The organism is Mesorhizobium sp. M6A.T.Cr.TU.017.01.1.1, from assembly GCF_004023115.1.
Classification (GTDB): domain Bacteria; phylum Pseudomonadota; class Alphaproteobacteria; order Rhizobiales; family Rhizobiaceae; genus Mesorhizobium; species Mesorhizobium mediterraneum.
On sequence record NZ_RZTA01000011.1, the window covers coordinates 21,277 to 44,091 of the forward strand.

Annotated in this window: 21 protein-coding genes; 6 read left to right on the top strand and 15 right to left on the bottom strand. The window is 62.6% G+C overall.

Going from position 1 to position 22,815, the window contains the following annotated elements; all coding sequences use genetic code 11:
* From EOB36_RS05475 to EOB36_RS05510, 8 genes are all read right to left on the bottom strand, one after another.
* Positions 1-945, bottom strand: a 945-nt coding sequence (locus tag EOB36_RS05475) for an NAD(P) transhydrogenase subunit alpha (protein WP_245467631.1), incomplete at its 3' end; no start/stop codon positions are given.
* Between the two features lie 100 nt (positions 946-1,045).
* Positions 1,046-1,270, bottom strand: a complete 225-nt coding sequence (locus EOB36_RS05480; protein ID WP_095484367.1) for an aa3-type cytochrome c oxidase subunit IV — start codon at positions 1,268-1,270, stop codon at positions 1,046-1,048.
* 193 nt (positions 1,271-1,463) lie between these two features.
* Complete coding sequence (locus EOB36_RS05485; RefSeq protein ID WP_065006071.1) at positions 1,464-1,613, bottom strand: DUF3096 domain-containing protein; 150 nt, start codon at positions 1,611-1,613, stop codon at positions 1,464-1,466.
* A 127-nt stretch (positions 1,614-1,740) separates the two neighbouring features.
* Positions 1,741-2,511 (bottom strand): acyl-homoserine-lactone synthase, encoded by a 771-nt coding sequence (locus EOB36_RS05490; RefSeq protein WP_095484368.1) that lies wholly within the window; start codon positions 2,509-2,511, stop codon positions 1,741-1,743.
* Between the two features lie 148 nt (positions 2,512-2,659).
* Complete coding sequence (locus EOB36_RS05495; RefSeq protein ID WP_127204981.1) at positions 2,660-4,972, bottom strand: EAL domain-containing protein; 2,313 nt, start codon at positions 4,970-4,972, stop codon at positions 2,660-2,662.
* A gap of 135 nt (positions 4,973-5,107) precedes the next feature.
* On the bottom strand, positions 5,108-8,587 hold the full coding sequence (locus tag EOB36_RS05500) for an indolepyruvate ferredoxin oxidoreductase family protein (protein ID WP_128284475.1): 3,480 nt from the start codon (positions 8,585-8,587) through the stop codon (positions 5,108-5,110).
* 215 nt (positions 8,588-8,802) lie between these two features.
* Entirely contained in the window at positions 8,803-9,336 is a 534-nt protein-coding gene (locus EOB36_RS05505) for a hypothetical protein (protein WP_127204983.1), read from the bottom strand.
* On the bottom strand, positions 9,329-9,940 hold the full coding sequence (locus tag EOB36_RS05510; RefSeq protein WP_127204984.1) for a CGNR zinc finger domain-containing protein: 612 nt from the start codon (positions 9,938-9,940) through the stop codon (positions 9,329-9,331). Before EOB36_RS05510 ends, EOB36_RS05505 begins: the two co-directional genes overlap by 8 nt.
* 101 nt (positions 9,941-10,041) lie before the next feature.
* Here EOB36_RS05510 and EOB36_RS05515 point away from each other — a divergent pair, with 101 nt between their 5' ends.
* From EOB36_RS05515 to EOB36_RS05530, 4 genes are all read left to right on the top strand, one after another.
* Positions 10,042-10,947 (top strand): branched-chain amino acid ABC transporter permease, encoded by a 906-nt coding sequence (locus EOB36_RS05515; protein WP_128284476.1) that lies wholly within the window; start codon positions 10,042-10,044, stop codon positions 10,945-10,947.
* Between the two features lie 246 nt (positions 10,948-11,193).
* Positions 11,194-11,799: a TRAP transporter small permease subunit gene (locus EOB36_RS05520; protein WP_126103924.1), complete on the top strand. Its 606-nt coding sequence runs from the start codon at positions 11,194-11,196 to the stop codon at positions 11,797-11,799.
* A complete protein-coding gene (locus tag EOB36_RS05525; RefSeq protein WP_128242371.1) occupies positions 11,799-13,562 on the top strand; it encodes a TRAP transporter large permease subunit in 1,764 nt (587 codons plus the stop codon). The genes EOB36_RS05520 and EOB36_RS05525 overlap by 1 nt, the downstream gene beginning before the upstream one ends.
* A 19-nt stretch (positions 13,563-13,581) precedes the next feature.
* Entirely contained in the window at positions 13,582-14,604 is a 1,023-nt protein-coding gene (locus EOB36_RS05530) for a zinc-dependent alcohol dehydrogenase family protein (RefSeq protein ID WP_128284477.1), read from the top strand.
* Between the two features lie 61 nt (positions 14,605-14,665).
* Here the strand turns inward: EOB36_RS05530 and EOB36_RS05535 are convergent, their stop codons facing one another.
* Positions 14,666-15,775 carry a TRAP transporter substrate-binding protein gene (locus EOB36_RS05535; protein ID WP_126103926.1) on the bottom strand — a complete coding sequence of 370 codons (1,110 nt, stop codon included), beginning with the start codon at positions 15,773-15,775 and terminating at the stop codon, positions 14,666-14,668.
* A gap of 286 nt (positions 15,776-16,061) precedes the next feature.
* Between EOB36_RS05535 and EOB36_RS05540 the strand changes: the two genes are divergently transcribed.
* Entirely contained in the window at positions 16,062-16,835 is a 774-nt protein-coding gene (locus EOB36_RS05540) for a gamma-glutamyl-gamma-aminobutyrate hydrolase family protein (RefSeq protein ID WP_095484375.1), read from the top strand.
* 48 nt (positions 16,836-16,883) lie between these two features.
* Here the strand turns inward: EOB36_RS05540 and EOB36_RS05545 are convergent, their stop codons facing one another.
* The 6 genes from EOB36_RS05545 to EOB36_RS05570 all read right to left on the bottom strand — a co-directional run bounded on the left by EOB36_RS05545 (position 16,884) and on the right by EOB36_RS05570 (position 21,888).
* Positions 16,884-17,558, bottom strand: coding sequence for an outer membrane protein (locus tag EOB36_RS05545; RefSeq protein ID WP_164897454.1), 675 nt, complete (start codon positions 17,556-17,558; stop codon positions 16,884-16,886).
* A gap of 346 nt (positions 17,559-17,904) precedes the next feature.
* Complete coding sequence (locus EOB36_RS05550; protein WP_095484377.1) at positions 17,905-18,291, bottom strand: hypothetical protein; 387 nt, start codon at positions 18,289-18,291, stop codon at positions 17,905-17,907.
* 84 nt (positions 18,292-18,375) lie between these two features.
* Positions 18,376-19,356 carry a 2-hydroxyacid dehydrogenase gene (locus tag EOB36_RS05555; protein WP_128242320.1) on the bottom strand — a complete coding sequence of 327 codons (981 nt, stop codon included), beginning with the start codon at positions 19,354-19,356 and terminating at the stop codon, positions 18,376-18,378.
* Positions 19,353-20,375: a LacI family DNA-binding transcriptional regulator gene (locus EOB36_RS05560; protein ID WP_095484379.1), complete on the bottom strand. Its 1,023-nt coding sequence runs from the start codon at positions 20,373-20,375 to the stop codon at positions 19,353-19,355. The genes EOB36_RS05555 and EOB36_RS05560 overlap by 4 nt, the downstream gene beginning before the upstream one ends.
* Positions 20,376-20,444: 69 nt before the next feature.
* Entirely contained in the window at positions 20,445-21,329 is an 885-nt protein-coding gene (locus tag EOB36_RS05565; protein ID WP_164897455.1) for a DMT family transporter, read from the bottom strand.
* 151 nt (positions 21,330-21,480) lie between these two features.
* Positions 21,481-21,888: a DUF2000 family protein gene (locus EOB36_RS05570; RefSeq protein WP_128284479.1), complete on the bottom strand. Its 408-nt coding sequence runs from the start codon at positions 21,886-21,888 to the stop codon at positions 21,481-21,483.
* Between the two features lie 35 nt (positions 21,889-21,923).
* Between EOB36_RS05570 and EOB36_RS05575 the strand changes: the two genes are divergently transcribed.
* Positions 21,924-22,802, top strand: coding sequence for an AraC family transcriptional regulator (locus EOB36_RS05575; RefSeq protein ID WP_127289933.1), 879 nt, complete (start codon positions 21,924-21,926; stop codon positions 22,800-22,802).
* Positions 22,803-22,815: the final 13 nt, after the last annotated feature.

The following is a 22,815-nucleotide window of genomic DNA, read 5'->3' on the forward strand; positions in this document are numbered from 1 at the left end:
GCCGACGGTCCTTACCCCGTTGGCCGTGGTCACCACCTGCCCGGGCATGGCGCCCTCGACATTGCCGCCGCGCTCGACCGCGAGGTCGATGATCACCGAGCCCGGCTTCATCGAGGCGACCATCGCGGCCGAAACGAGCTTTGGCGCCGGACGGCCGGGAATCAGCGCCGTTGTGATGACGATGTCCTGCTTGGCAATGTGCTCGGCGGTCAGTGCCGCCTGCTTGGCCTGATACTCCTTCGACATTTCCTTGGCATAGCCGCCAGCGGTCTCGGCGGCCTTGAACTCCTCGTCCTCGACCGCCAGGAACTTTGCGCCCAGCGAGGCGACCTGTTCCTTGGCGGCGGGGCGCACGTCGGTGGCGGTGACGACGGCGCCAAGCCGTCTTGCCGTCGCAATGGCCTGCAGGCCGGCAACGCCCACGCCCATGATGAAGGCTTTCGCCGCCGGCACTGTGCCAGCCGCCGTCATCATCATCGGCAGCGCCCGGTCATATTCGGCAGCCGCGTCGATCACCGCCTGATAGCCGGCGAGGTTCGCCTGGCTGGACAGGACATCCATGGACTGGGCGCGGGTGATGCGCGGCATGAACTCCATCGAGAAGGCGGTGACGCCGGCCCTTGCCAGAGCATCGACGGCAGCATCGTTGCCGTAGGGATCCATGATGGCGATGACCGCTGTGCCCCGGCGATAGGCCTTCAGCTCCGCTTCACTAGGCCGGCGCACCTTCAGCACCACATCGGCCTTGGCGACATCGCCGGCCTTGCCGATCGCAGCGCCCGCCTTGGAAAACTCCTCGTCGGGAATGCGCGATGCCGTGCCGGCCCCGCTTTCGACGATCACGTCGAACCCCAGCCCCGCCAGCCGCTTCACCGTATCCGGCGAGGCGGCAACGCGCGGCTCGTTCGCATCGAGCTCACGAGGGATGAAAACCGTCTGTCCCACCGCATGATCCTTTCGGCTGGAACCTGTCTGCGCAGGACGCCGGCCGGACTTCCGGCGATGTCGCGGGCAAGGGTTTGAAGGGCAAGGGGTTTTGAAGAATTTACCGGAGAATGAAGGCGCCGACGGCGAGGATCAGAACGAACAGGATAAACCCGGAGAAGAAGCCGCCCGCAAAGAAGCCGAAAGCCATTGCCAAGAGCACGGCGGCGCAAAAGAGCGATCCGTATTTGGCGAGCATGACAAAGCCGGCATAGGTGCGGTCGTGCTCGGCATAGTCCATCTTCGCGCCCAGTTCGACAGGACCGGTCGGCGTGTGATCAGCCATAGGAATACCCCTTCGAAGACATCTTTGAGGCACATAGCGAAAAGCCGGGCCGAGGGCAATGGCGCTATTGCCGCATCGCCGGAGACAACAGCCTCAAAGGAAAGTTGAAGCCGCCAAGGATGTTCCGGAGGCGACCGTTGCAGCCGCCTTGCGCTTGCTTGCCGGCTAACGCTCGCCGCGCCAGCCGGCATTTTCAGCCGGCGAGCTGTGGAAACAACCCGAGCAGGCCGACGACGATCAGATAGAGCGCGACGATGTAGTTGAGGAGCCGCGGCATCACCAGGATCAGCACGCCGGCAATCAGCGAGATCAGTGGAGTGAGTGCGAGCGTGGAAATGGTCATGTCGGTTCCTTTCGATAGAATTGCCGCCGGAGCGATGCAGATTGACGTCGTCCACGCGCCACCCGCGCGCCTCCCAGAACGCCGAAGCGGCCGGAAAGCTCCAGCCGCGCTCTAAATTTGCCAGATGTCAGGCGGCTTCGCGATAGTATTTGGCTGTCGGCAGGATGGTCAGCGGCGCGAGTTCTCCGGCCGGCGGCTTGCCGAACATCAGGCGCTGTTCCATCGGCGTCGACCGGAAAAATGGGAACCGGGCGTAGGTCTCGTTCTTGATCGCCAGGACATCGGCTTGATAGAGCAGCGCAAAACAGTTGATCACGCCAGCATAAGGACGCGCGTCGCCGATCGGCCGTGCCCGATAGATACGTTTGTAAAAGGCGGCATGATCTTCGCGGATCATGGATATGCAATAAGGCGCGTGGAAGTGGAAGCACGCCATGCCGGCCAAGCGCAGCGTAACGTAAGGGATCTGCGGATAAACCCGCGACCACTCGGCGTCTACGGCAAAACGGCTTGGGTCGATAAAGAGCTCGCCAGCCGCCAGACGCGGCGTCAACAGGTCCTTGTAGACGCTTAGAGCCGGCGACGCTGGGTTGTCGGCGGACACATCGTGCAGGCGCATCGTACTGACCAGCCGCCCGTCTATGTAGATGCCGAACGTATGGCAGTTCGGCAGCTCGTCGAACTCGTCATGGACCTCGCGGGAAGCATTCTCGGGTACCAGCGCGTTCATCCGATAGGCGTTGTAGCGCAACCTGTAGATACTTTCGAAATCCTCGCCGGTTTCACAGCGGCGGTATTCCGTCCGGTCGAGGAGCGCATAAACGTGACGCGCGAAAGTAGACATATTCTCATGTTCAGCGCCCGCCGCCTGGCGAGGCGAAGTCAACTCAACAACCATGAACTCAAACCCCGCAAACTGCCCCCGCGAGCAACACTACGGCGGGGTCGTACGATGTAAAGATGAAAACTGGATAGGGGTCATTTACCAGTCATTAACCTTAATAATAGGTAAAATTATACTAAAGTACGAGATTTTTCGTCAGGAATTAGCGGCGTGTCGCCTTCCTGCCCGTCTTGATGTCCTTAGCAAAGGGCCAGACCGTGCTCGACATGGTCTCGATGCCGGATGCGCTGAGCGCTGAGCCGAACAGGAATCCCTGGACCAGGTCCGGCTTGACCTGCAACGAGAGTATCTTGAGCTGTTCGAAGGTTTCGACGCCCTCGACGGTCACCGAAAGCCCCAGCGGCCGTGACAGATTGACGATGCCCTTGAGCAATTCGAGCGAACGGCTGTTCTGGGTGACGTCTATAAGGAACGAACGGTCGATCTTGATCTTGTCGAGCGGCAGTTTGTGGAGATAGCTCAGGCTCGAATAGCCGGTGCCGAAATCATCGAGCGCGATGCGCACGCCAAGCCGTTTCAATTCCTCGATGTACTGACGCGTCAGCGACTTGTCGTCGAGCAATGCCGTCTCGGTGACTTCGATCTCCAGGCGGCCGGCGGCGAGACCGGAACTGGCGAGCGCATCGCGAACCTTCTGGATAACGTCGCGGTTGCGGAAGTCCTTGGCCGAGAGATTGACCGAGACACTGGTCTGCGCGGGCCATTTGGCGCATTCAGTGCACGCGGCATGCAGGACGAAGGTGCTGATCTCGGAAATGATGCCCATTTCTTCCGCCAGCGGAATGAAGATGCTGGGCGAAATCGGTCCGAGCTCGGGGTGGTCCCAACGGCACAGCGCCTCGCAACTGACGATGCGCATCGTGCTCATCGCCACGATCGGCTGGTAGACCACCCGCAACCCCTTGCTTTCCACTGCGGTGCGCAGATCCGCCTTCATCAGCTGGCGGTTCCGGAAAGCGGCGTCCATCGACGCTTCGAACAATCGCCAAGTGTTCTTGCCGAGTTCCTTGGCCTTGTAGAGCGCGAGATCCGCCTTGACGATCATGGCGTCGACATCGGTATCCTTGACCCGCGACAGCACGGCGCCACCGCTGGCCTGGATGCGCAGTCCATGGCCGGCTACGTCGACCTCGCCCTGCAAGTCGACGAAAATCCCGTCGAGTTGGCCGATCAGATGACTTTCGTCCTCGACACGGTCGAAGAAGATCATGAACTCGTCGCCGCCGAAACGGCTGATGGTGATGCCTGGGCCGGCGACCGCCGCCAGCCGCTCCGCGACGGCGTAGATCAATCCGTCGCCGACCGGGTGACCAAGGGTGTCGTTGACGTTTTTGAAGTCGTCGAGATCAAGCACGGCGAGCCCGCAAAGGCGCTCAAGGTCGCCGGACGCCATCGCCTCTCCGATCAGCTCGTGGAAATAAGCGCGATTGGGCAGGCCGGTGAGGCTGTCGTAACGCGCCATGAAGCGGATCTTGTCTTCCGCCTCAACGCGGGCCGTCACGTCCTCGAAGGTGATGACGCCCAGTTCCTGGCTACCCTCGCGCGCCGAGAACTCGTAATGCTGACCGTTCGCGAGCGAGACGAGAACCTTGCGGTCGCGCCCTTCGCGCAGGGCGCGCGTAAGCTGGGCTTCGATGTAGCGGCAGTCTTTCGGCGCCAGCATGCCGCCGGCAACGCCGCGCATCAGCAGACCGTGGATCGACCGCCCGAGCAGCGCGTCGGGGGACTTGAGCGACATCAGATGCGCGGCTTCGGCATTGGCCACCGCCACTCGGCCGTCGGGGCCGAGCATGACAAGGCCATGCGACATGGTGTTCAACGCCCGATTGAAGCGTTGGGCGATGCGATTCGCCTTCTTCTCCTCGGACAGAGCGGTAAACAGGACTTCGCGGACGATATCGGCAAACCGTTTGATAGCGAACAGGAAGGGAGCCGACATCAGACCAAGTATGACATGGTAGACATCGCCACGCAGGATGAAACCCAGTGATATCGGCCATGTGGTGGTCATGATGAAGATCATGACCATCCGCGGCGAGCCATAGTTGCGGCCGGCGATCGACGTGACCGATGCCAGCGTAACGCAGACAGCGGCTATTTCGGCATAGCTGTCGTGTGCCAGATAGATGCCGACGAAACAGAAAGCACCAAGCATGAAGCCGTGCATCGAACCATAAATGATATAGTCGTTTTCGCGGGCGCGCGCTTCCTCCCAAGTCGTCGGGGAAGGACGCCGCAAATACTTTTTGATATTGCGAAGGCGCAGCGTGCCTACGATGATCAGCCCAGCGGCGACCAGAAGATACGTCACGTCCATGGTCTTCCAGTAGACCAGAATGACGAGGAGCGTCTGCGCGACGAGACCAATCGACAGCGTGAAACCGTCGCGAAACAGAGTTTCCACGAACGGAATGTAGACGTCGACCGGGATCTCGTTCTTTCTTCTTAGATTCACGCTTGAATCCCAACCCTGGGGAGCCAAGCTGTGTCACATTCGCCTTAAGAAAGGTTTAGAGAGGCCGTTTCGGGCCCCGCCACCAACCCCGTTGACCCAACGTGAGGCAGGTTTCAGGTAAATAGGGCATATCGATCACTCGGCGGCCTGGAGTTCCCGCCGTACCGGCGTCTTTGCCAACCGATCGAGCAGCCTCTGGCGCTCGCCAGCGGCCTTTTCGGCACTGGCCTGCCTGACGTGACCATAGCCACGAATGAGCGCCGGCACCGAGGCAAGCGCTGCGGCGGCCTCGACCTTGCCCGGCGCGAGTGCTGCGGCGACAAGCTCCAGGTCAGCCTCGTACTGCACAAGAAGCTGCCGTTCCATACGCCTCTCGGTGCTGTAGCCGAACACATCGAAGACCGTGCCGCGCAATCCTTTCATCGCTGCCAGCAGGCGAAACCCCTTCATCATCCAGGGACCGAAGCTCGATTTCCTCGGCTTGCCATCCTTGCCGCGCCTGCCCATGATTGGCGGCGCGAGATGAAATTCCAGGCTGTCGTAGCTCTGGAACTGCTTGCCCAGCTCGGCGGCGAAGGAGCCGTCGGTATAGAGCCTCGCCACCTCGTATTCGTCCTTGATCGCCATCAGCTTGAACAGGTTCCTCGCGGCGGCCTCGGTCACATTGGTCGAACCGGGCACCGCCTTGGCTTCAGCCTTGCGCAGCGCGGCCAGTCTGTCGGCATAGCGCTTGCCATAGGCGGCGCTTTGATAGGCGGTGAGGAAGGCGACGCGGCGGGCTATGATGTCGTCCAGCGTTTCGGCGACAGCGGCCGTCTGTGCAGTCTTGCCCGGCTGGGCAACGAGGCCGCGCACGAAATCCGGCTGGTGGGCGGCACGGCGGCCCCAGCGGAAGGCTGAGACGTTCATCGCCACGGCCTGGCCGTTGAGCTCGATCGCCTTTTCGACTGCCTCGGCTGACAGCGGCAAGCCGCCATGCTGGAAGGCGAAGCCAAGCATGAACATGTTGGCGCCGAGCGAGCTGCCGAACAGCGCGGTGGCGGTGCGGGTGGCATCGAAGAAATGCGCCTTATCCTCGCCGGCGGCAGTGCGGATCGCCTTTTTCAGCCGCTCGACAGGCAGCGAGAAATCCGCCGAACGGGTAAACTCGCCGGGCATGATCTCGGCGGTGTTGGCGAGGAAGATCGTGTGGCCTTCGCGCACCGCGGCGAGCACCTTCTGGGCGCCCGACACGACGAGGTCGCAGCCTAGCACGAGGTCGGCCTTCCCGGCCGAAACACGGATGGCATGGATATCGTCCGGGCTCTGCGCGATGCGGACATGGGTGAACACCGAGCCGCCCTTCTGGGCAAGGCCGGCCATGTCGATCATGCCGCAGCCCTTGTCTTCGAGATGGGCCGCCATGCCGAGCACCGCGCCGATGGTGACGACGCCGGTGCCGCCGACGCCGTCGATGATCGCCGCCCAGCCTTGTTCGCCGAGCGGAAATTCGGCGGGCGCGGGCACGCCGTCGAGCGGATCGGTCGTGCCGGCCATACCCTCGGCCTTCCTGATCTTGGCGCCATGCACGGTGACGAAGGACGGGCAGAACCCGTTGATGCAGGAGAAATCCTTGTTGCAGCTCGACTGGTCGATCCTGCGCTTGCGGCCGAATTCGGTCTCGACCGGCTGGATCGACACGCAATTCGACTGCACCCCGCAATCGCCGCAGCCTTCGCAGACCAGCTCGTTGATGAAGACGCGCTTGTCGGGATCGGGGAAGGTGCCGCGCTTGCGGCGGCGGCGCTTTTCGGCGGCGCAGGTCTGGTCGTAGATCAGCACGGATGTGCCCCTGACCGCGCGCAATTCGCGCTGGACGAGGTCGAGGTCGTCGCGATGATGGATGGTGGCGCCGGCGGGGAATTCGACCTTGCCGGCATATTTGTCCGGCTCGTCGGTGACGATGGCGATGCGCTCGACGCCCTCGGCCCGCACCTGCCTGGCGATCATGTCCACCGTCAGGCCGCCCTCGTGCGGCTGGCCGCCGGTCATGGCGACGGCGTCGTTGTAGAGGATCTTGTAGGTGATGTTGGCGTCGGTCGACAGCGCAAAGCGGATCGCCAGCGCGCCGGAGTGGTTGTAGGTGCCGTCGCCAAGATTCTGGAAGATGTGGTCGCGCTTCGAAAACGGCGCCTGGCCGACCCATTGCGCGCCCTCGCCACCCATGGCGGTGAAACCAACGGTGTTGCGGTCCATCCAAAGCGCCATGAAATGGCAGCCGATGCCGGCGGCGGCGAGCGAGCCGTCCGGCACCTTGGTCGAGGAATTGTGCGGGCAGCCGGAGCAGAAGAAGGGCGTGCGCGAGGCGATGTCTGACGTATCGGCGAGCATCGCCTGGAACTGGCGAAGTTTCGCCACCCGCGCGGCAATCTCGTCCGACGGGCCGATCGTCCGCAAGATCCTCTCGCCGAGTGCTATGGCGATGTCGTTGGGATCGAGCGCGCCCTTGGCCGGGAACAGCCCGTCGCCGCGCTCGTCTTTCTTGCCGACGATGACCGGCTGCGTGGCGGTGCCGTAAAGGTTCTCGCGCAGTTGCACCTCGATCAGCGAGCGTTTCTCCTCGACGACGACAATGGTGTCGAGGCCGCGAGCGAAGTCGGCGATGTGCTGCAGGTCAAGTGGCCACGGGCAGCCGACCTTGAACAGCCTGATGCCGATGCGGTTGGCGGCGACCTCGTCGACGCCGATGTCTTCCAGCTCCTGGCGAACGTCAAGATAGCTCTTGCCGATGGTGACGATGCCAAGCTTCGGGGCACGTCCACCGGAATAGACGATCCGGTTCAGCCCGTTGGCATGGATAAAGGCCGAAGCGGCGGCGCGCTTGTATTCATGCAGCCGCTCTTCCTGGCCGAGCATGTCGATCTCGTTGCGGATATTGAGACCGCCGGGCGGCATGTCGAAGTCCGGGACGACGATATCGAGCCGTTCGAGCGCGGCATCGACCGAAGCCGTCGATTCGATGTTGTCCTTGACGCATTTGATCGCCGCCCAGGTGCCGGCGAAACGCGACATGGCAAAGCCGTAGAGCCCGTAGTCGATGATCTCCTGAACCCCGGCCGGATTGAGAATCGGCACCATGGTGTCGACGAACAGGAATTCGGTGGCGTGCGCGTTGGTCGAGGATTCGGCCATGTGGTCGTCGCCCATCAGGGCAAGCACGCCGCCATATCTAGACGAGCCGGCGAGATTGGCATGGCGGAACACGTCGCCGGAGCGGTCGACGCCCGGTCCCTTGCCGTACCAGACTGAAAAGACGCCGTCATGCGTGCCCTCGCCGAGCAATTCGGCCTGCTGCGATCCCCAGCAGGCGGTGGCTGCCAGTTCCTCGTTGAGACCGGGCTGAAAGACGATGTCCGACTGGGCGAGCTGCTTCCTGGCCTTCCAAAGCTGCATGTCGAGCCCGCCGAGCGGCGAGCCGCGATAGCCCGAGACGAAGCCGGCAGTGTTCAGGCCAGCCCGCCGGTCGCGCTCGCGCTGCATCAGAAGCATACGGATGACCGCCTGCGCGCCGGAAAGGAAGATGCGCTCCTTTCCCAAATCGAACTTGTCGTCGAGCGCGACATCATGCAGCGTCATTAGGCATTTCCTCTGCGGAGGCCGCAAGCACAGCCAACGTCGGGGTCGGATGCTACAGTGTTTCTTCCCTTGCCGGGCAGGTCAAACAAAATCGAAGATACCAAGGCGAAGCGCAACAAACGATCCGGTCCGCGCCCGATGGCGTAAGAAACCGCACATCGGTTGCTCGCCAGCGCATGAAAATTCCGGCCGCAGCCGATACCGGCGGCGACGCGTCAGCCGGTCTTCGAACAGTCGGGCTTAGGCGCGCCCGGCAGCTTGCCGTCAGGATGGCCGGCAAGCTCGGGATTGGGCGTATAAAGCTGGTCGATGACCAGCGGCCGGTCGGGCAGGACCGATTGGTCCTGCGTCGACATCAGCGTGGTGTCGATCTTCTGGAGAACCGCACCGTCGGCATCCTTGATGCTGATCGCAATCGCATAGGGCTTGTCCTTGACGATGCAGAAAAGCGCCGGGCTCTCGAGCGACACCTTGCCGAGCTTCGGCCAGACTTTCTGCTCGACGACCAACGGCTCGCCGCCAGCCGGATTCTGGAAGCTGGCGACCGCGACCTGCCCTTCCTGCATAGGCTGCAACGGTCTCAGCGTGACGACATAGGTCGCCCTTGCGAGGCGGTAGTTGAAGACGAACAGCTTGCCGGAGATCTCGAACAATCTGCCTTCGCCGTCCCTGCCGGTATCGCGGCAGGCGCTGAGCATCGTCGCTGCCACGAGCGCGGCGCCGACCAGACGCAAGATTTTCCTAGACATTGGCCGTCCCTCCGGCTGCCGTTCGGCGGCGACGATAATGGCGGCTCGCCTTCTGGCGGTTGCCGCACACCGCCATGTCGCACCAAAGACGGCTGGAATTGCGGCTTCGGTCGAGGAACAGCCAAGTGCAGTTGGGGCAGACCTTCAACCTAGCGACGGTGTCGCCCTGTAGCAGCGACAGTGCCGAAACCGCCAGTGCCGCCTCGAAGGCGATAGGCGTCGCCGGATCGCCGAATGGCCGTCCCGGCGCACGGATTTCGGTGCGGCTGTGCGCGAGACCCTCGGCGCAGGCCTCCAGGAAGTCAGGCAGATCGCCCGTGGCGACCGCGCCTTTCGACGCCGCACCACGAAACAGCCGGTCGGTCGTCTCGCGGATCGCCAGCACGACCGGCGCGATCTTACCCGGCAACGGCGCTTCGAGCCGCCTGCCGCCAAGCTCGGCGGCGCGAAAGACGCTTGCCGCGTCGGCGAAACGGGCGATCTCTGCCGGATCTTTGAGCCGGTCGAAGGTTTTCTGGGGATCGCCACGCAGCACGACGGTGTTCGCCGTATCGAGTGCGAGAAGGCCACCAGTGAAGCGGTGCGGAGTCCAGGAAACCGTCATGAGCGCCATTTCTAACCGATAAATCGCATTTGACAAGTTAGATTACCCGATGCAAATCTGCTTCGCATGGACGCGGTTTTCCGCGATCCAAGGACGTTCGCATGCTCTATTTCTTCCAGCAGGTCCTGAACGGACTGCATTCCGGCGCGCTCTATGCGCTGCTCGCCTTCGGCTATGTGCTGACCAACGGCATTCTGCACCGGACGAACCTCGCCTACGGCGCGCTGTTCGCCTTTTGCGGACAGACGATGATCCTCACCGCAGCCTTCGGCTATCAGGCCCTGTGGCTGACCCTGTTCGCGGCCGTCGCGCTCGGCATTGTCGCTGCGTTCCTGTATGCGGCGCTGATCAGCCATGTCCTGTCGCGTAGCATCTTCGAGCCGCTGGTCGACCGCACTCCCAACGCGATTGTGGTGACGACGCTGGGCATATTGCTGCTCCTGTCAGAGGTAAGCCGCATCGCCGCCAATACCCACGACCTGTGGCTGCCGCCAATGCTGGCCCAGCCCATCATTTTTGCGCGGGGAGCCAATTTCAATGCCACGCTGACGCTCATCCAGTTGCTCGACTGCGCAGTCGTCGCGGCAACCATAGGGCTCGCCGCCTGGATGTTCGCCCGCTCTAGCTTCGGCCGGCGCTGGCGCGCCGTGTCCGACGACCCCAAAGCCGCGGCCATGTGCGGCGTCGATGTGCGCGGGGTGTTTCGGCACGCAGTGCTCGCCGGCGGCCTTTGCGCGGCGCTGGCCGGCGTCCTTGCCGGCCTTTATTATGGCAACATCAGCTTCGGCTCCGGCCTGGTCTACGGGCTGAAAATCCTTTTCGTGACGGCGGTGGGCGGCTATCTCTCGCCGTTGCGGGCAGCACTTGGCGCTGCCGCCTTCGGCATGGCCGAATCGCTATGGGCCGGCTATTTCCCGGTCGAGTGGCGCGACGCCTGGATGTATCTGTTCCTCGTCGCCATGCTGGTGCTGGTCGGCGCCGGCCGCGATCAGAGCAAGATTGCCTGAACCGTTTTGGTAGACTTTGGTTGCATGACGCTCGGTCAGGCGGCTGTTTCGCCCTTGCTCACCTCACAAGATTGTTTACTCGGCTTGCGCCGTGTTGACCCGCCGGGCCACGCACGGCATACCGTTGGGCCACAGCGGCGCGACGAAAAACAAGCGGGAATCAGCCGCCGCTGACACTTTGAGTCACGCATCGTGCTTTCCGAAAATCGACACCGATTTTCGGCCGATGCGTAAAGGGAGGAATGCATGGCAGGGCTTCTCGCTCTATCCAGAACCATTGACCGTGTGAACGAATTCATCGGCAGATGGGTGTCGTGGCTGATCCTGCTGGCAATTCTGGTCAGCGCCGCCAATGCCGTCATCCGCAAGACGTTCGACATGTCGTCGAACGCCTGGCTGGAACTGCAGTGGTATTTGTTCGGCGCCGCCTTCATGCTGGCCGCCGCCTATACGCTGAAGCAGAACGACCATATCCGCATCGACATCGTCTACGGCATGTTCTCGCGCCGCGTGCAGCATTGGATCGACCTTCTCGGTCACCTCTTTTTCCTGATGCCGTTCGTGACGCTGATGGTGATCTATTTCGTCCCCTATGTTTCGCTGTCGTTTCGCAGCGGCGAAATGTCGAACAATTCAGGCGGGCTGATCATCTGGCCGGCGAAGGCGATCCTGCTGGTAGGCTTTTTCCTGCTCGCGCTCCAGGGCATCTCCGAGATCATCAAGAAGATTGCCATCATGCGCGGCGACATGGACGATCCCACGCCGTTCATATCGGTGCATGAGCAGGCCGAACTCGAAGCGAAAGCGCTCGCCGACGAAGCGAAGGCGCTCGCCGAAGAGGTGCGCTCGTGATCGAGTTCATCGCGCAGAACATGGCGCCGATCATGTTCGCCTCGCTGATCATCTTCATGCTGATCGGCTATCCGGTCGCGTTTTCGCTCGCCGCCAACGGCCTGCTGTTCTTCTTTATCGGCGTCCTCCTGTCACCCTATTCGGGCGGCTCGATCAATCTCGCCTGGCCGCTGCTGCACGCACTGCCGGATAATTTCTACGGCAGCCGGGTGATGTCGAACGACACGCTGCTGGCCATCCCGTTCTTCACCTTCATGGGCATCGTGCTCGAACGATCGGGCATGGCCGAAGACCTGCTCGACACGATCGGCCAATTGTTCGGGCCGATCCGCGGCGGCCTCGCCTATGCCGTGATCTTCGTCGGTGCGCTGCTTGCCGCAACCACGGGTGTAGTGGCTGCCTCCGTCATCGCGATGGGCCTGATCTCGCTGCCGATCATGCTGCGCTACGGCTATGACCGCCGTGTGGCGTCCGGCGTCATTGCCGCATCGGGCACGCTCGCTCAGATCATTCCGCCCTCGCTGGTGCTGATCGTTCTGGCCGACCAACTCGGCCGCTCGGTTGGCGACATGTATGCGGGCGCGCTGATTCCGGGGCTGGTTCTGACCGGCCTTTACACGATGTATATCGTGATCATGTCGATCGTCCGGCCGAAATCGATGCCGGCCCTGCCGCTGGAGGCCCGCACGCTCGGCCACGGTGTCCTGTCGCTGCTGTTCGCGGTGGTGGCGGCAGTCGTGGTTTCCTACGCGGCGTATCGCTATCTTGCGCCCTCGCAAGGCCAAAACGCCGACATTCTCGGCGCCACCATCGGCGTGATCTTCATCTATGTGGTGGCGATCGCCGACCAGCGCCTGAAGATCAACATGATGTCGCGGCTGGCGCAGCAGGTGATCATCGTGCTGATCCCGCCGCTGGCGCTGATCTTCCTGGTGTTGGGCACCATCTTTCTGGGCATTGCGACACCGACCGAGGGCGGCGCCATGGGCGCTGTCGGCGCGCTGATCATGGCGGCAATGAAGGGGCGGCTGTCGCTGGATGTGATCAAGCAGGCGCTGGCGTCCACGACGCGGCTGTCGTCCTTCGTGCTGTTCATCCTGATCGGCGCGCGGGTGTTCTCGCTGACCTTCTACGGCGTCAACGGCCATATCTGGGTCGAGCACCTCCTGACCTCGCTGCCGGGTGGCGAAGTCGGCTTCCTGATCGGGGTGAACATCCTCGTCTTCTTGCTCGCCTTCTTCCTCGATTTCTTCGAGCTCGCCTTCATCATCGTGCCGCTTTTGGCGCCGGCCGCCGACAAGCTCGGCATCGACCTGATCTGGTTCGGCGTGCTGCTCGGGGTCAACATGCAGACGAGCTTCATGCATCCACCCTTCGGCTTCGCGCTGTTCTACCTACGTTCGGTCGCCGCCCGCGTGCCCTATCTCGACCGCCTCACCGGCAAGCAGATCGCGCCGGTGACAACCGGCCAGATCTATTGGGGGGCGGTTCCCTTCGTTTGCATCCAGGTCATCATGATCGGGTTGACCATCGCCTTCCCGCAGATGGTGATGCACTACAAGGGCACGCCAGTCGATCCGGGCACGATCGATTACCAGGTGCCGGAAACGCCAAGCCTGTCGCCGCTCGGCGCACCGCCGGCGGATGGCGGCACGGCGCCGACTGCACCGGATCTGTCGCAGCCGCCGAGTTTCGGTGAACCGCCGCCTGCCAAGCCAGCAGCGCCGGCACCCGATCTGTCCCAACCACCGAGTTTCAATTGATGCCGGAGGCCCAACAGACATGAGAGCGGTGCGGCTGGAGGGCGTGGGCAGCATTGCCCTGCGCGAGGTCGGCAAACCTTCCGCCGGGCCGGACGACCTCCTGGTGCGGATCGAGGCGTGTGGTGTCTGCGGCACCGACCGGCATCTTTACCACGGCGAATTCCCCTGTACGCCGCCGGTGACGCCCGGACATGAATTCTCTGGGATCGTCGAAGCGATTGGAACTGCAGTGTCCGGCTTTTCGGTCGGCGATCGCGTCACCGGCGACCCCAACATCGCCTGCGGGCGCTGCCCGCAATGCCATGCCGGCCGGGTCAATCTCTGCCATAATCTGGTTGCCATCGGCATCCGCCGCGACGGCGGTTTCGCCGAATATGTCGTGCTGCCTCAGAAGCAGGCCTTCCTCCTTCCGAAAGACCTGAAGCCGACGCATGGCGCGTTCTGCGAGCCGCTTGGCTGCTGCCTGCATGGCGTGGACCTGGCCCAGATAAAGCCCGGCTCCTCGGTCGCCGTGCTTGGCGGCGGCGTGATCGGCCTGCTCACCGTGCAACTGGCGAGGCTTGCCGGCGCGACCACAATCATCCTGTCGACGCGCCAGGCCTCGCGGCGTGCCCTCGCCGAAGAATTGGGCGCAACAGCGACGGTCGACCCCAGCGCTTGCGATATTGTCGATACGGTCGGCGGCCCGTCGGGTCTGCTGCCGGGCGGCGTCGATGTGGTGTTCGAATGTGCTGGCGTAAGAGAGACGGTCGAGCAATCGATGCGGCTCGCCAGGGCCGGCGGCACAATCGTCGTCGTCGGCGTGATGCCTCAAGGCATGAAGGCAGAATTCGAACCCTTCGACCTGCTGTTCCGGGAATTGAAGGTTCTGGGCTCGTTCCTCAATCCGTTTACGCATCGCCGGGCCGCCGATCTCATCGCCTCGGGTGCGATCGAGATCGACAAGCTCATCTCACGGCAGGTAACGCTTGAGGAGGCGGCCGCGGTGATCGCCAACCCGCCTGCGCCAGGTGAAGTCAAGGTGGTGGTGGTGCCGCGCTGATCGGCAAATCGAAATGTTACGGCGCCACGCGTCCGAAGAACGTGTGGCGCCGTGACTGTTGTCAGAGCTTGCCGGTGCGCTGCTGGACCATCATGAAGGTGTCGTAATTGTATTCGGCCACCTGCGCCCAGAGATAGTGCTCCTTGCGGAAGGCTTTGATCGAGTCCCAGATCTTCTTGAACGGCGCGTTCGAGGCTTCCATCTCGGCATAGACCTCGTTCGCCTTTTCGAAGCAGGCTGCCAAGATTTCCGGGCTGAACGGGCGCAATTTGGCGCCCCCGGACACCAGCCGCCTCACGGCCGCCGGATTCAGATAGTCGTATTTCTGCAGCATGTTGGCGTCGGCGGCCTGCGCGGCGGTGTGCACCAGCGCCCTGTAAGCCGGCGAAAGCTCTTCGTATTTCGCCTTGTTGAACATCAAATGGACGGTCGGTCCGCCTTCCCACCAGCCGGGATAATAATAGTTGGGCGCGACCTTGTAGAAGCCGAGTTTCTCATCGTCATAGGGGCCGACCCATTCGGCGGCATCGATGGTGCCTTTTTCCAGCGCTGGATAGATATCGCCGCCGGCGATCTGCTGCGGCACGACGCCGAGCCTTTGCACCACTTTGCCGGCAAAGCCACCGATGCGCATCTTGAGGCCCGAAAGGTCGGCGACCGTGTTGATCTCCTTGCGGAACCAGCCGCCCATCTGCACGCCGGTATTGCCGCCCGGCAAGCCAAAAAGACCCTGCGTGGCCAGAAACTCGTTGAACAGGTCGATGCCGCCGCCGTGGTAATGCCAGGCATTGATGCCGCGTGCGTTGAGCGAGAACGGAACCGCGGCGCCCAGTGCCCATGTCGGATCCTTGCCCCAATAATAATATGCCACCGTATGGCAGGCCTCGACGGTGCCGGCGGTGGTGGCGTCCGCAACCTGCAGGCCGGGCACGAGTTCACCGGCGGCAAAGACCTGGACCTGGAAATTGCCGTCGGTCGCCTCCGAAAGCATCTTGGAAAAGACCTCGGCGCCGCCATAGATCGTGTCCAGGGATTTCGGGAAGGACGACGCCAGGCGCCATGTCACTTTCGGATTGGATTGAGCGATGGCCGGCGCGGCAAGCGCTGCTGTAGCCGCAGCGGCGCCCACACCGGTCGCGCCGGCCTTGCGGATGAATGATCGACGATCCATGAAGTCCTCCCTATTGGATCAACAGACCGACGTACGGAAAATGCTCTGTTCCCCGGATCGGCTTCGCGGCAAACAATACACGGGCAAGAAGTCGAGTCCAGCTTGGCAGCCGGTTTTGCCGGCGGCGTTTCCACGAAATTCGCGAGGTGAGCGCGCCTCCTGCAACTATAGTCTAACGACCGCTCCGTGGCCCATGCGACATGCCGAAACTTGTCATGGCAAAGCGCGTTCGGATCGCCTATTTTAAAGGCAGAATATGTCCCTGCACTGAATGGACCCGGATAAAATGCAGCAGCCGCTCGTCGCCATATCGACCGACGTCCGCCAGTTCGACAACTACACCTGGCATGCCGCTCCGCAGCAATATCTGGAGGCGGCGCTTTCGGCCGCCGGCGTGTTCCCGTTGCTTGTGCCGTCCTTCGGCGACCGGCTCGATTTCGATGAACTCCTGTCATCGGTCGACGGCGTCATGGTCACCGGCTCGAAGTCCAATGTGCATCCGTCGCTCTACGGCGGCGATGCCAGCGAGGCCAATGGTCCCTACGATCCTGCCCGCGACGCCACGACGCTGCCGTTGATCCGCAAGGCAGTTGAGCGCGGCGTGCCGCTGCTCGCCATCTGCCGTGGCATCCAGGAGATGAATGTGGCGCTGGGCGGCACGCTGGCGACCGAAATCCAGGAGCGCGAGGGTTCGCTGGACCATCGCGCGCCGGCGAGCGACAATCAGGACGAACGTTTCGCCATCCGCCAAGCCATTTCGATCAAGCCCGGAAGCTGCCTCGCCGGTGTGTTCGGGGCGGGCGACATAATGGTCAACTCGGTGCATCGCCAGGCCGTCGACCGGCTCGGCCCGAAGCTGCAGATAGAGGCGGTCGCCAGCGACGGCACGGTCGAGGCGGTTTCGGTGCGGGACGCCCGCGCCTTCGCCGTCGGCGTCCAGTGGCATCCCGAATACTGGGTCAAGTCGGACAGCGTCTCGGCAAGGATATTCCGTGCCTTCGGCGACGCCGTGCGCCTGCACGCCGCGGCGAAATCCGGCGCGCGCGCCGCCGCGGAATAGACGATCGCGGGGTCCGGCCCTTGGCGCAGAACCCGCGATCAACCCATATCAGAATTTGTAGCTGACGCCGAAGCGAACAGATTGAGTGGTCACTTCGGTCGGGTAAAGGAATTCACTGTCGGTCGCCGGATTGTCAGTGAACGTGCCGAAATCGCTGTAGCGGTACTCGACGCGCGTCGTCCAGTTTTGCGCGAAGGCATATTCGACACCGGCGCCCAGCGTCCACCCTGCCTTCGTATGGGAAGAACTGTCAGTCGTTGTGCCATCGTCATATTTGGTGTCGAAGTGAGCAACCGCGAGACCGCCCGTGGCGTACAGGAGGGCCGGTCCCATCGCGTAGCCGAGACGCGCCCGCAGCGAACCCTGAACGTCGATATCGGTTTTGATATTGCCGGCAAAGGTCGAATCAACGGAGCCACTCGCTCCCGAGGCTTCGATATCGGCTTCAACACCGAGAACGATCGAATTGAAGGCCTGATTATAGCCGATGTGAATACCGCCTATCACTCCGTCAGTTTTCCAGGAGTCAGCCCAGTCGGAAAAACTGGGGTCCAAGATATCCACGTCGTGACTATCGACGTCGCCCCAGCCGTACCCCAGTTGTGCACCCACATAGAAGCCGCTCCATTCGTAGCCCACCGGAGCCGCGGCAATCGAGTCAGCAGCAAAAGCGCTGCCCGAAACGGCCAAGAGAATAGTCGATGCGAGTAGGATCGATTTCACGTAAGTGCCCCCTAATTGAATGGGGCATAACGATCGCGCTTCGGTTGCAATGCAAGCGCTTACGTGTCCTGAAGCTTCTTTCTAACCTGGCGTTGCAGAAAGGCCACGCTTTTCTGCCGAATGCCGCTCTCCGGCTAGGCCTTTGATGCTCACCTACACGGTTTCCGCCATCGGGATCAGCAGCCGGCGGTCGACTAGCTTGGCCCGAAGCTGCAGATCGAGGCGGCCGCCACCGACGGCACGATCGTCACAGTCGGAGAGCGTCTCGGCAAAGATACTCCGCGCCTTCGGCGATGTGGTACACTAACAAGCTATGGCAAAATCGGGCGCGCTGCCGCGGAATAGTTCAGTTGCTGGCCGCCAGCGACATCAGCGGCAGGGCCGGTGCGTAGGATTCATAACCGTCGCCGTCGGCGATGGCGAAAGTGACGATCGGGTCGATGCCGTTCGCGCTGAAGGCGATCGTGTCGTCATCCTGCTCACGCCAGAATTTCGCGCGCTCGATGCCGGGTAAAATCCGGCGGCAGTTCGCAGCGACCGTCAGCAGCGACAGGCCATCGGAAATTTCGGCACCGCGCTTGACCGCGCAGGACGCTTCGTCGCCATTGGCCACCAGCTTGTAGCTGCCGGACGGCGGCGTTGGCTCACTGGCTGCTTCGCCACCACCGCCGCGAAGCAGCTGAACGCTACCGAACAGCGCGGCGGCCGCCATCAATGCGGCAAGTGCTTTCATCCTGTATTCTCTGCTTATTTGGCGAGAGATACAGAATGATTTCAAAGCGTTAAGCCGACGTTAATAAATATGAAAGGTCACCGCTTAGCTCTGCGCCTTTACCTTTTCCGTCTCCGGCACCGGCGTCAGCGCCTTTCCCCGGGAAAACCAGGAAACCAGATTGTCGACGCACAGATCGGCCATGGCGCGGCGGGTATGTTCCGAGGCCGAGCCGACATGCGGCAAAAGCGAGGTGTTGGGGGCGGCGAGCAGCGCCTGCGGCACGTTCGGCTCGTCGGCGAAGACGTCGAGCCCAGCAGCGGCGATGGTGCCGTCGGCAAGGGCTGCGGCAAGGGCTGCCTCGTCCACCGTGCTGCCACGGCCGATGTTGACGAAGACGCCGTCAGCGCCCAACGCCGACAGGATCTCGGCGTTGACCGCTTTTTCGGTCGAGGCGCCGCCGGGCGCTACCGAGATCAGCGTGTCGACCGCCTCGGCAAGGCCTTTCAGGGTCTGGTGATAGTCGTAGGGCAGGCCTTCGACTTGGCGCCGGTTGTGGTAGGCGATCGGCAGGCCAAAGGCCTCCAGCCGCCGGGCAATGGCGAGACCGATGCGGCCCATGCCGAAGATGCCAACGCCGCGGCCGCGCAAGGTCAGCCGGCTTAGCGGATAGTTGCCTTTGCGCTTCCAACTGCCGTCGCGCAGCCAGGTCTCGGCGCGTGGCAGATCGCGGACGGTGTTGATCAGCAGCCCGAGCGCCGTGTCGGCGACCTCCTCGGTCAGCACGTCAGGCGTGTTGGTCACCATGATGCCTCGCTGCGCGGCGTGACGGACATCGACCGAATCATAGCCGACACCGAAATTGGCGATGATCTCGAGGTTCGGCAACGCATCCATCAGTGCGGCATTTATGCCGCCAAAGGCGGCAATGCCGCGCACCGAGCGGCGCAGCTCATCGGTGACCAGTGACGCATCGGGCCGTTCGATCCCCACGCGGCTAAACGTCCGGTCGATGCGACCGACCGCGTGGTCGTTGAATTGGCCCGGCACCAGAATGGCGACTGTTTGCTGTTCGGCTTCTGTCATGCACGTTCCACCGGTTTGCCGGTCGACTGGCGCACATGCAGTTCCGGCTTGATCAGTTCCTGCGACGGCCGCACCATCTGCCCATTGAGCTTGTCGAGCAGCGCGCTGGCGGCGCGGCGACCGACCTCGCGCTGGCCGTTCCAGACGGTGGTCAGCGCCGGCGTCGCGATCGCGGCCTCCTCGAGATCGTCATAGCCGGTGACGGATATGTCAATGCCCGGCACCAGCCCGGCGCGCGCGATGCCGTTCATCAGGCCGATGGCGACGAGGTCGTTCCAGCAGCAGGCCGCGGTAGGCTTGTCCTTCAGCGCCAGGAACTGCCCAGCGGCTTCGAAGCCGGCCTGCTTGGTGCGCGGACCGGCGATGCGCCAGGACGGCCTGACCTCCAGCCCGGCCGCCTCCATGGCATTGACATAGCCTTGGTAGCGGTCGCGGCCGGTCGAGGTCTGGTCGGTGCCCCCTACCATGGCGATGCGCTTGTGCCCGAGCGAGATCAGATGGTTGGTGGCAAGCGCGGTGCCGTAGGCATCGTCGCCGCGAAACACCGGCACGTCGGCGCCTTCAACGGTGCGCGCGATCAGCACCGCCGGCAAGCCGTTTTCCTCGGCCATCAGGATGTCTTCGGGCGGCGTGCCGATGGCCGGCGACATGATGACGCCGTCGGCGCCGAGTTGCAAAAGCGTGTCGATGAAGGTGCGCTGCTTTTCGAGCTGGTCGTAATGGTTCGACAGGATGAAGGTCTGCCGGCTGCGATCGAGCTCGCTTTCGATCGAGCGCAGTATCTCGGCGAAGAAGGGATTCATGATGTCGTGAACGACAACGCCGACGATGCCCGAGCGCGAGGTGCGCAGGCTGGCGGCGCGGCGATTGTAGATATAGCCGATGGCGCGGGCATGTTCTTTGATGCGGTCACGGGTGGTTCCGGCGACCAGCGGGCTGTCGCGCAGAGCTAGCGAAACCGTGGCCGTGGACACGCTGAGCGCGTCCGCGATCGTCGAAAGCTTGATCTTCTGTGCCAGCGCTCTTCGCTCCCCGAGCTTCTTTAAACTGTTTAAAGGCGGGCTCTTATGCCATCGATCGGGAGCAAATCAAAGTTTTTTTGCCAGCGCTTCCATCTCGACGTCGAGGGCGGCGCGATTGCGCACGCGGAGCCTGTGCTCGCGATGGACGATGTAAAGGCCGCTGGCGACGATGACGGCCGCGCCGACGAGCGTCCACCGATCGGGGAACTGGTTGAAGACAATCCAGCCGGCAATGATCATCCAGATCATCTGCGAATAGGGATAGGGGGCCAGTGCCGTGGTGGTGGCGAGACGATAGGCCTGAACCAGGAGCCAGTGGCCGATTGCGCCGAAGACGCCAAGCATCAGCAAGATGAACCAGTGCCAGCCATCCTGCGGCAGGGAGAGCGAAAACGGCAGCATCGGCAGGAGCAGCACGGCGGGCGCCAGCGCCGAAAAGAGGATGAGGCTCTCCGAGGTTTCCGTGGCCGACATGCGCCGCGTCATGATGACGTAGAAACAGTTCGACAGCATCGAGCCTAACGCGAAGAGGTGGCCAAGGCCAAAGACGCCAATGCCCGGCCGGGTGATGATGAGGACACCGATGAAGCCGCTCAGGATCGCCAGCCAGCGCCGCCAGCCGGCCCATTCGCCGAGCAGCGGACCGGCGAGTGCTGTGATCACCATCGGTGCGAAAAAGTAAATCGAGGTGGTTTCGGCCAGTTGCAGGGTCCGCAGCGCCATGACGTTGCAAATGGTCGATCCGAACAGGAAGGCGCCGCGCAGGATATGCGCTGGCAAATTGTTGGCGCGAAAGCGCGCCGGCTCGCGCCATCCGCGGAGAAAGATACCGACAAGCACGACGTGGACGGCGAAGCGAGCCCAGGCGACGATCAACGCCGAGACCCCGGCCAGGACAAGATATTTGCTGCTGGTGTCCAGAAAGGTAAAAAACACATAGACGGAAAGCATGCAAAGGATCGCCGCCGGAGGCGTCGCGCTTTCGTCTTGTCTTGGGGGAGCACTCAATTTTCAGGCCGGATAGTGAGGTAGAGCCACCTTTGCGGGAATTGCCACCTACCGGCAAGCCAAAAAGACCGACTACGATTTTCGGGCCGATGCGCTAGGGATGCATACGGGCGCCCTTGGTGATCTTGTCGACAAGCTTCTTTTCGGCGCGCAGCGCGATGCCGACGACCTTGGCGTCGCCAGGTGCGAATTCGGCAAAGGCGGCGCGGTTCGCCGCGTCGTGGCCGGTCGAAAACATTTCGTCGACATAGAGGGAGGTCGTCACGCCGCGCTCCAGCGCCCGCCGGTGGATCGCACTGAGCGTCGGGCGGTCGGCTGAAAGCACGATGACGGGCTGGATCGAGAGCGGGTTATAGATGTTGCCGGCGCGGTCGCGATAGGGTTCGCCGATGATTTCTGTATACTGCGCAACGATGCCGCTGGTCAGGAAGGCGGTGACATTGAGCTTTTGCCAGACGGGAAGGTCGTCCTGCAGCACGATTGCAAATTTCGTATCGAACATGAGACATTTACCATTCAAGGTTTGCGAATGAAGCGATGTCACACGGTCTAGATGGCGAGGCCTTTCAGGGTCTTGGACGTTTGTGCGTTGACGTGGCTGAAAACTGCGTTATCTCGGCCCCCGATTCCGTCGGCATGGAGCGTATCGAGGCACGGTTCCACGGCAGCGCCTTCGATCTCCATCGTCACGATACCTACGCCATCGGCGTGACGCTGCATGGCGTGCAGACCTTCCGTTATCGCGGCGCGACGCATCACAGCCTGCCCGGCCAGATTATCGTGCTGCATCCCGACGAATTGCACGACGGCGGTGCCGGCACCGAAGACGGCCTGCGTTACAGGATGCTTTATCTGGAGCCGTCCGTCGTCCTGGACTGCCTCGATACGATCAACGCACCGCTGCCTTTCGTCAGGGATGCCGTGGTGACGGATCCAGTTTTCCGCACGAGGCTGCTTTCGGCGCTGGGGCCTTTGGACCAGAAGCTAGACGATCTTTTTGTCGCCGACTTCATTGCCCAGCTGATGCAAAGCCTGACACGGCATGCAGGCCTGCCGGCGAAACCGATCCCAAGGACAGCCTGGCGGGCAGCCAGCCTGGCACGCGACTATCTGGAAGAAAATGTTTTCCGTATCGTCCGTTCCGAGGAGCTGGAGGCGATCACCGGGCTGGATCGCTACGCCCTATCGCGGCATTTCCGTGCCGCCTTCTCCACCAGCCCGCATCGCTTTCTCTTGATGCGCCGGCTTCAACGGGCACGCCGCATGATCGAGGCGAACGAACCATTGGCGCAGATCGCGATTGCGGCCGGCTTCAGTGACCAAAGTCATTTTATCAGGCACTTCAAGAAGGCGTTCGGCGTCACGCCGGGCCGCTGGTCGGCCCTGATCCATGGGTCGTCGGCAGCGGCTGCCTGATGGCGTCAGCCGC

Bases quoted from the DNA above. Each gene is read 5' to 3' on its own strand.
- EOB36_RS05550 (WP_095484377.1), bottom strand. From the start codon at position 18,291: ATGAAAGCACTTGCCGCATTGATGGCGGCCGCCGCGCTGTTCGGTAGC.
- EOB36_RS05520 (WP_126103924.1), top strand. From the start codon at position 11,194: ATGGCAGGGCTTCTCGCTCTATCCAGAACCATTGACCGTGTGAACGAA.
- EOB36_RS05485 (WP_065006071.1), bottom strand. From the start codon at position 1,613: ATGACCATTTCCACGCTCGCACTCACTCCACTGATCTCGCTGATTGCC.
- EOB36_RS05575 (WP_127289933.1), top strand. From the start codon at position 21,924: ATGTCACACGGTCTAGATGGCGAGGCCTTTCAGGGTCTTGGACGTTTG.
- EOB36_RS05515 (WP_128284476.1), top strand. From the start codon at position 10,042: ATGCTCTATTTCTTCCAGCAGGTCCTGAACGGACTGCATTCCGGCGCG.
- EOB36_RS05530 (WP_128284477.1), top strand. From the start codon at position 13,582: ATGAGAGCGGTGCGGCTGGAGGGCGTGGGCAGCATTGCCCTGCGCGAG.
- EOB36_RS05480 (WP_095484367.1), bottom strand. From the start codon at position 1,270: ATGGCTGATCACACGCCGACCGGTCCTGTCGAACTGGGCGCGAAGATG.
- EOB36_RS05570 (WP_128284479.1), bottom strand. From the start codon at position 21,888: ATGTTCGATACGAAATTTGCAATCGTGCTGCAGGACGACCTTCCCGTC.
- EOB36_RS05555 (WP_128242320.1), bottom strand. From the start codon at position 19,356: ATGACAGAAGCCGAACAGCAAACAGTCGCCATTCTGGTGCCGGGCCAA.
- EOB36_RS05535 (WP_126103926.1), bottom strand. From the start codon at position 15,775: ATGGATCGTCGATCATTCATCCGCAAGGCCGGCGCGACCGGTGTGGGC.
- EOB36_RS05540 (WP_095484375.1), top strand. From the start codon at position 16,062: ATGCAGCAGCCGCTCGTCGCCATATCGACCGACGTCCGCCAGTTCGAC.
- EOB36_RS05500 (WP_128284475.1), bottom strand. From the start codon at position 8,587: ATGACGCTGCATGATGTCGCGCTCGACGACAAGTTCGATTTGGGAAAG.
- EOB36_RS05505 (WP_127204983.1), bottom strand. From the start codon at position 9,336: ATGTCTAGGAAAATCTTGCGTCTGGTCGGCGCCGCGCTCGTGGCAGCG.
- EOB36_RS05490 (WP_095484368.1), bottom strand. From the start codon at position 2,511: ATGGTTGTTGAGTTGACTTCGCCTCGCCAGGCGGCGGGCGCTGAACAT.
- EOB36_RS05565 (WP_164897455.1), bottom strand. From the start codon at position 21,329: ATGCTTTCCGTCTATGTGTTTTTTACCTTTCTGGACACCAGCAGCAAA.
- EOB36_RS05510 (WP_127204984.1), bottom strand. From the start codon at position 9,940: ATGACGGTTTCCTGGACTCCGCACCGCTTCACTGGTGGCCTTCTCGCA.